At 63.8% G+C, this 5,111-nt stretch carries 4 protein-coding genes; 3 read left to right on the forward strand and 1 reads right to left on the reverse strand.

All coding sequences use genetic code 11. The features are described from left to right. Window positions 1-178 precede the first annotated feature (178 nt). Complete coding sequence (mtnK, locus tag AC1D00_RS25845) at window positions 179-1,468, forward strand: S-methyl-5-thioribose kinase (RefSeq protein ID WP_477012598.1); 1,290 nt, start codon at window positions 179-181, stop codon at window positions 1,466-1,468. A gap of 13 nt (window positions 1,469-1,481) precedes the next feature. Here the strand turns inward: mtnK and AC1D00_RS25850 are convergent, their stop codons facing one another. Next, window positions 1,482-2,300: a hypothetical protein gene (locus AC1D00_RS25850; protein WP_477012599.1), complete on the reverse strand. Its 819-nt coding sequence runs from the start codon at window positions 2,298-2,300 to the stop codon at window positions 1,482-1,484. A gap of 356 nt (window positions 2,301-2,656) precedes the next feature. On the opposite strand from AC1D00_RS25850, the gene AC1D00_RS25855 reads away from it, so the two are divergent. Together AC1D00_RS25855 and AC1D00_RS25860 are read left to right on the forward strand one after the other, a co-directional pair. Further along, the gene (locus AC1D00_RS25855; protein WP_135176004.1) at window positions 2,657-4,246 is read left to right on the forward strand and encodes an ABC transporter substrate-binding protein; all 1,590 of its coding nucleotides are present in this window, start codon (window positions 2,657-2,659) and stop codon (window positions 4,244-4,246) included. Between the two features lie 60 nt (window positions 4,247-4,306). Continuing rightward, on the forward strand, window positions 4,307-5,111 hold an 805-nt coding region (locus AC1D00_RS25860; RefSeq protein ID WP_477012600.1), incomplete at its 3' end, for an ABC transporter permease.

The following is a 5,111-nucleotide window of genomic DNA, read 5'->3' on the forward strand; positions in this document are numbered from 1 at the left end:
CGGTGATCGGGTTGAATTCGGTCAAGCTGGACAAATACAACGTCAGCGCCAGCTACACGCTGTTGGCGGACGGCGTCTATTGTGATTACGATCCCATCAAAAGAAAGGCCGGGATCGGCTCGAGCTTCCTGGAACGGGAGTAACGATCCGGCCATGCCAAGCATGGGATGGGATCGTCATGACCGAGGGGCGGGGGGATTACCGGATTCTGCATGAGGCGGCCTTGCGGGATTATCTCGCGGGTCTGCCGGATCTCGTGGCGCTGCTCGGCGCTGAGCCGGTGTCCTGGTCGATCACCGAGGTCGGTGACGGCAATCTCAATCTCGTTTTCATCGTCAAGGGCGATCGCGGCGGCGTCGCCGTGAAGCAGGCGCTGCCCTATGTCCGCCTCGTCGGCGAGAGCTGGCCGCTGCCGCTGTCGCGGGCTCATTACGAATATCTCGCCTTGTCAAAGCAGGCTGACCTCGCGCCCGGCCTCGTGCCGGCGCTGCTGCACCACAACGAGACACTGGCGCTGACGGTGATGGAGCTGCTCGAGCCCCACATCATCATGCGCAAGGGGCTGGTCGCGGCAGCGCAATATCCGCGCTTTGCGGGCGACATCACCACCTTCATGGCGCGGACGCTGTTCTTCACGTCCGACCTCGCGCTCTCCGCGGCCGAGAAGAAGGAGGGCATCGCCGCCTTCGCCGGCAACCATGCGCTGTGCAAGATCACCGAGGATCTGATCTTCACCGATCCCTACCGCATCGCCGAGCAGAACCGCTGGACCGCGCCTTACCTCGACGGCCTGGCAGCGTCGTTGCGTGACGACATGGACCTGCACGTCGCCATCTCCCGGCTGAAGCTGAAGTTCATGGCAAGTCCCGAGGCACTGCTCCACGGCGATCTCCACACCGGCTCGATCATGGTCACCGACAGCCAGACGCGGGTGATCGACCCGGAATTCGCATTCTACGGCCCGATGGGGTTCGACGTCGGCGCCGTGCTGGCCAATCTGCTGATGGCCTATTTCGCCTCCGCCGGTCACGAGCGCGCGCCGGGCGAACGGGCTGCGTTCGAGGGCTGGGTGCTGGAAACGGTCGAGCAGGTCTGGAACGAGTTCGCCCGCAAATTCCTCGATCTCTGGCGCGCCGGAGCCGCCGGTGACGCCTATCCGGCCTCGCTCTTCGCCGGCGAGACGGGCGCGGCGCGGCTGGAGGCCGAGCGGCAGGCCTACATGCAGCGMCTGTTCGCCGATGCGGTCGGCTTCGCCGCGGCCAAAACCATCCGCCGCATCTTCGGCCTCGCCCACAACATCGATTTCGAGCAGATCGAGGATCCGCGGAGGCGGGCGATCAGCGAGGCGCGCGCCGTGCGGCTGGCGCGGGCGATGATGGTGGAGGCGGGGGCCTTCCCATCGATCGCCGACGTCACCGGCGCCGCGCGAAAGCTGCGGGACTGGATGCCGGAGTTTGCGAACGGCTAAAGGCCGATGCGCTTCAATAGAGCCGCATCGGCAGCAGGACGCCGTCTGTGCCGGCCAGCAGACCCCAGGTCTCGTTGGCCGCGACCTCGAACTCCCGGATCTGGACCGTGCCACCCTCGACCTTGAGGGTGACCTTGTACTTGCCGGGYGGCAGATCGATCTTTTGGCTGTCCGGTATTTCGGATGCGGCGGAGTCGGAGTGCGCCAGTTTCTCGCCKGCGTGCGCCGCCAGCTTGATGGTCTGGTCGGCGACGGTGATGACCGCCCCCTCGTCCGACTTGTTGCCGAGCATCAGCTTTGCCTGCCTCGGCCTCGGCAGGAGGCCGGCATTCGCGATACCCGGCTTGCGCAGCGAAAGTTCGGCGATTGTCCTGTCGTTCTGACGGGAAAGCCGGAGCAGGACCGGTCCACGGACCGTCGTGAAGGTGATCACGGCCCGGTCTGGTTCGACCACCGTCTCGATCCAGCCACGCTTGCCGAGCTCGGCGCGATAGAAGCCGAGCACCGCTGCGAGATCGCGCGGGGTCTCGGCGTAGACCGACGTGATGAACGGCGAATTCTTCGCCGTGGCGATGCTCCAGCTTTCTGGCAGTGGCAGACCGGTGCCTTGGGAAACCCTGGCTTCGAAACCCGCACCAGCGCCCCGTGCGACCGCTCCGACGGGGATGCTGAGCAGTCGTTCGACGAAATTATCCGGAGTGTCATGGCCCCGGACCGCCCACCCCGTTTCGTCAAGATAGTCGTTCACGCCGGTGGTGCGACTCCAGCCGAACCGGATGCTGTCCGCCTCGCTGTACCGGCCGAGGCTGGCCGCGACCGGGCTTGCCAGCACGGCCGTCGCGGCGACCAGTCCGCCGATAAGCAAAGCACCTAGCGTTCGGCTTTTCATGTCCGGATTCCCATCGCGACCAGATCTTCGGGCCAAGGCCCTTGTCCTGAGCTTGGTCGCATCGATCGCGCAAGGCGTTCACCGTTCGTAGATCGTTGTTTCCGCTTCCGATTCTCGATGGATTGAAGGTCTCGCCGCAGAGCACGGCCTCATCCTGAGGGCTTTGCCCCCGGGGCGGGCGTCTTGGAGGATGCGTTGCAAGGAACTGCGGCATCCAAGACGAAAAGAGGAGCTTGCGCTCGACGTGCTGCGGATGGTCAACTCGCTGACTGGAATACGCCTGCATTGTCGGAGGGACCATGATGTTCAGGATGATTGCGATCGTCGCGGGCTTGGGACTGGCGCTCGCCGGATCAGCAGAGGCTCAGACACCGCGCAAGGGCGGAACCATCCGCATGACCGCGCCTTATGGCTCGAGTTTCACCAGCCTGGACATTCACACCACCCAGCGCGCCCAGGACGAGATCTACGCCAAGGCGCTGCATCGCTCGCTCTACATCTGGGATTCCGCGGAAGGAAAGCCGGTTCCGGAGCTTGCCAAGGAGGTCGTCGTCTCGGGCGGCGGTCTCGTTTACACCTTCAAGCTTCGCGACGACGCCTATTTCCACAATGGCCGCAAGATGACCGCCGACGACGTCATCTGGTCCTACAACCGCATCATGGACGGCGCCAAGGCCTACCCAGGCGCGCGCTATGTCCGCGTGATCGAGGGCGCCGCCGCGGTCGAGAAGGGCCAGGCCAAGGAAATTTCCGGCCTGAAGAAGATCGACGACTTCACCCTCGAAATGAAGCTGACCGAGAAGGTCGATCCGGGCTTCTACCTCTTCACCGCGCTGACCTCGATCTATCCCGCCGACGAGGCCGCCAAGGAGGGCTTTATCCAGAAACCGATCGGTCTTGGACCGTTCAAGTTCGTCGAGCACGTGCCGGGATCGCGCATTGTGCTCGAACGGTGGGACCGGTTCTACAAGCCCGGCAAGCCCTACGCCGACAAGGTCATCGTATCGGTCATGGGCGAGGCCGCGGCCCGCGATGTCGCCTTCCGCAACAAGGAGATCGACACTTCGGTGCTGGGACCTGCGCAGTATGTCGCCTATCAATCCGACGCGGACCTCAAGGGCACCATCGTCGAGGTCGCCGAGGTCTTCACGCGCTACATGGGGATGAACCCCGCCTTCAAGCCGTTCACCGACAAGCGCGTCCGGCAGGCGATCAACTATGCGATCGACACCGACCTGATCATCAACAAGCTGGTCAAGAACAAGGCCTATCGCGCCACCAGCTGGCTGCCGCTGACCTCGCCGCTCTACGACAAGACCATGAAACCCTACGCCTACGATCCCGCCAAGGCCAAGCAGCTGCTTGCCGATGCAGGCTATCCCTCAGGCTTCGAGTTCGAATGGACCACCAGCCAGAACGAGAGCTGGGGCCTGCCGATCGTCACGGCCGTCATCCCGATGCTGGACAAGGTGGGCATCAAGGCGAAGGTCAAGCAGGTCGAGACCGCGATTCTGGCGGAGGTGGTCCGCAGCGGCGACTACCAGGCGTTTGTCTACTCCCAGCAGTCCGGCCCGGATCCGCAGGCCGCCCTTAAATGCTTCCACTCGTCGACGCCCCAATCGGCCTGCAACTACATGAACTTCAAGAACGCAGACTTCGACAAGTTGATCGACGAGGCCGGGCAGACCGACGACGCCGCAAAGCGCGGCCAGCTGCTGCAAAAGGCCAATGCGCTGCTCTATGAAGAGGCGCCGGTCTGGTTCTTCAACTACAACAAGGCGGTCATGGCCGTGCAGCCTTGGCTCAAGGGAATTCAGCTAAACGCGACGGAGCTGACCCATCAGAACGTCGAGGACCTCTGGGTCGACGAGACCTCGCCCGCGAAGTGACATGCGCTATCGCGCTCCCTCCATCGTGACGTCAGATGGAGGGAGAGAGGAAAAGTGCCGATGCTCTCCTTCCTGATCCGTCGACTCCTGCAAACCGTTCCGACCGTACTGGCCGTCGTGATGCTGGTCTTCGTGCTGTTCAGCGTCGTTCCGGGCAGCATCATCTCGACCATGAGCGATGACAGCGACCCGCAGGTCGAGGCGCGCATGAAAAAGCAGCTCGGACTCGACGAGCCCGTTTACATGCGGTTCGGCGCCTATGTCGCGAAGCTCGCCACCGGTGATTTCGGGACGTCGTTCCGGACGCGCGAGCCGGTCACGACCATGATCGCCAAGCGGATGGGGCCGACGTTGCAACTGATCTTCGCGTCCATGGCATTTGCGGTCGTGGTCGGCGTGCCGCTCGGCTTCGTCGCGGCCTTGCGGCCGGGTGGTATCGTCGACAGCGCAGCGATGGTCGTGGCGGTGTCGGGACTTTCGATGGCCAAGTTCTGGCTCGGACTGCTGCTGATGTACCTGTTCGCGCTGAAACTCGGCTGGCTGCCGAGTTTCGGCTATGGCGATGGCGGCCTCAAATATCTGATCCTGCCGGCCGTGACGCTCGGCGTCTCGCCGATGGCGCTGCTGGCTCGGACGACGCGCGCGGCGGTCCTCGAGATCATGACGGCCGACTTCGTCCGCACGGCCCGCTCGAAGGGCATGAGCGAGACCAGGGTCGTGAAGTGGCACGTGATGCGCAACGCGCTCGTCCTGATTCTCACGACAATGGGCCTGCAGTTCGGCGCGCTGATGGGGCAGGCGGTCGTCGTCGAAAAACTGTTCTCCTGGCCGGGCATCGGCTCGCTGCTCGTCGACAGCGTCCTGC

It is taken from the genome of Bradyrhizobium sp. P2_E8 (assembly GCF_056403875.1).

What these genes read in the sequence shown, in the direction of transcription:
- AC1D00_RS25855 (WP_135176004.1), top strand. Translation starts at nt 2,657, where the DNA reads ATGATGTTCAGGATGATTGCGATCGTCGCGGGCTTGGGACTGGCGCTC.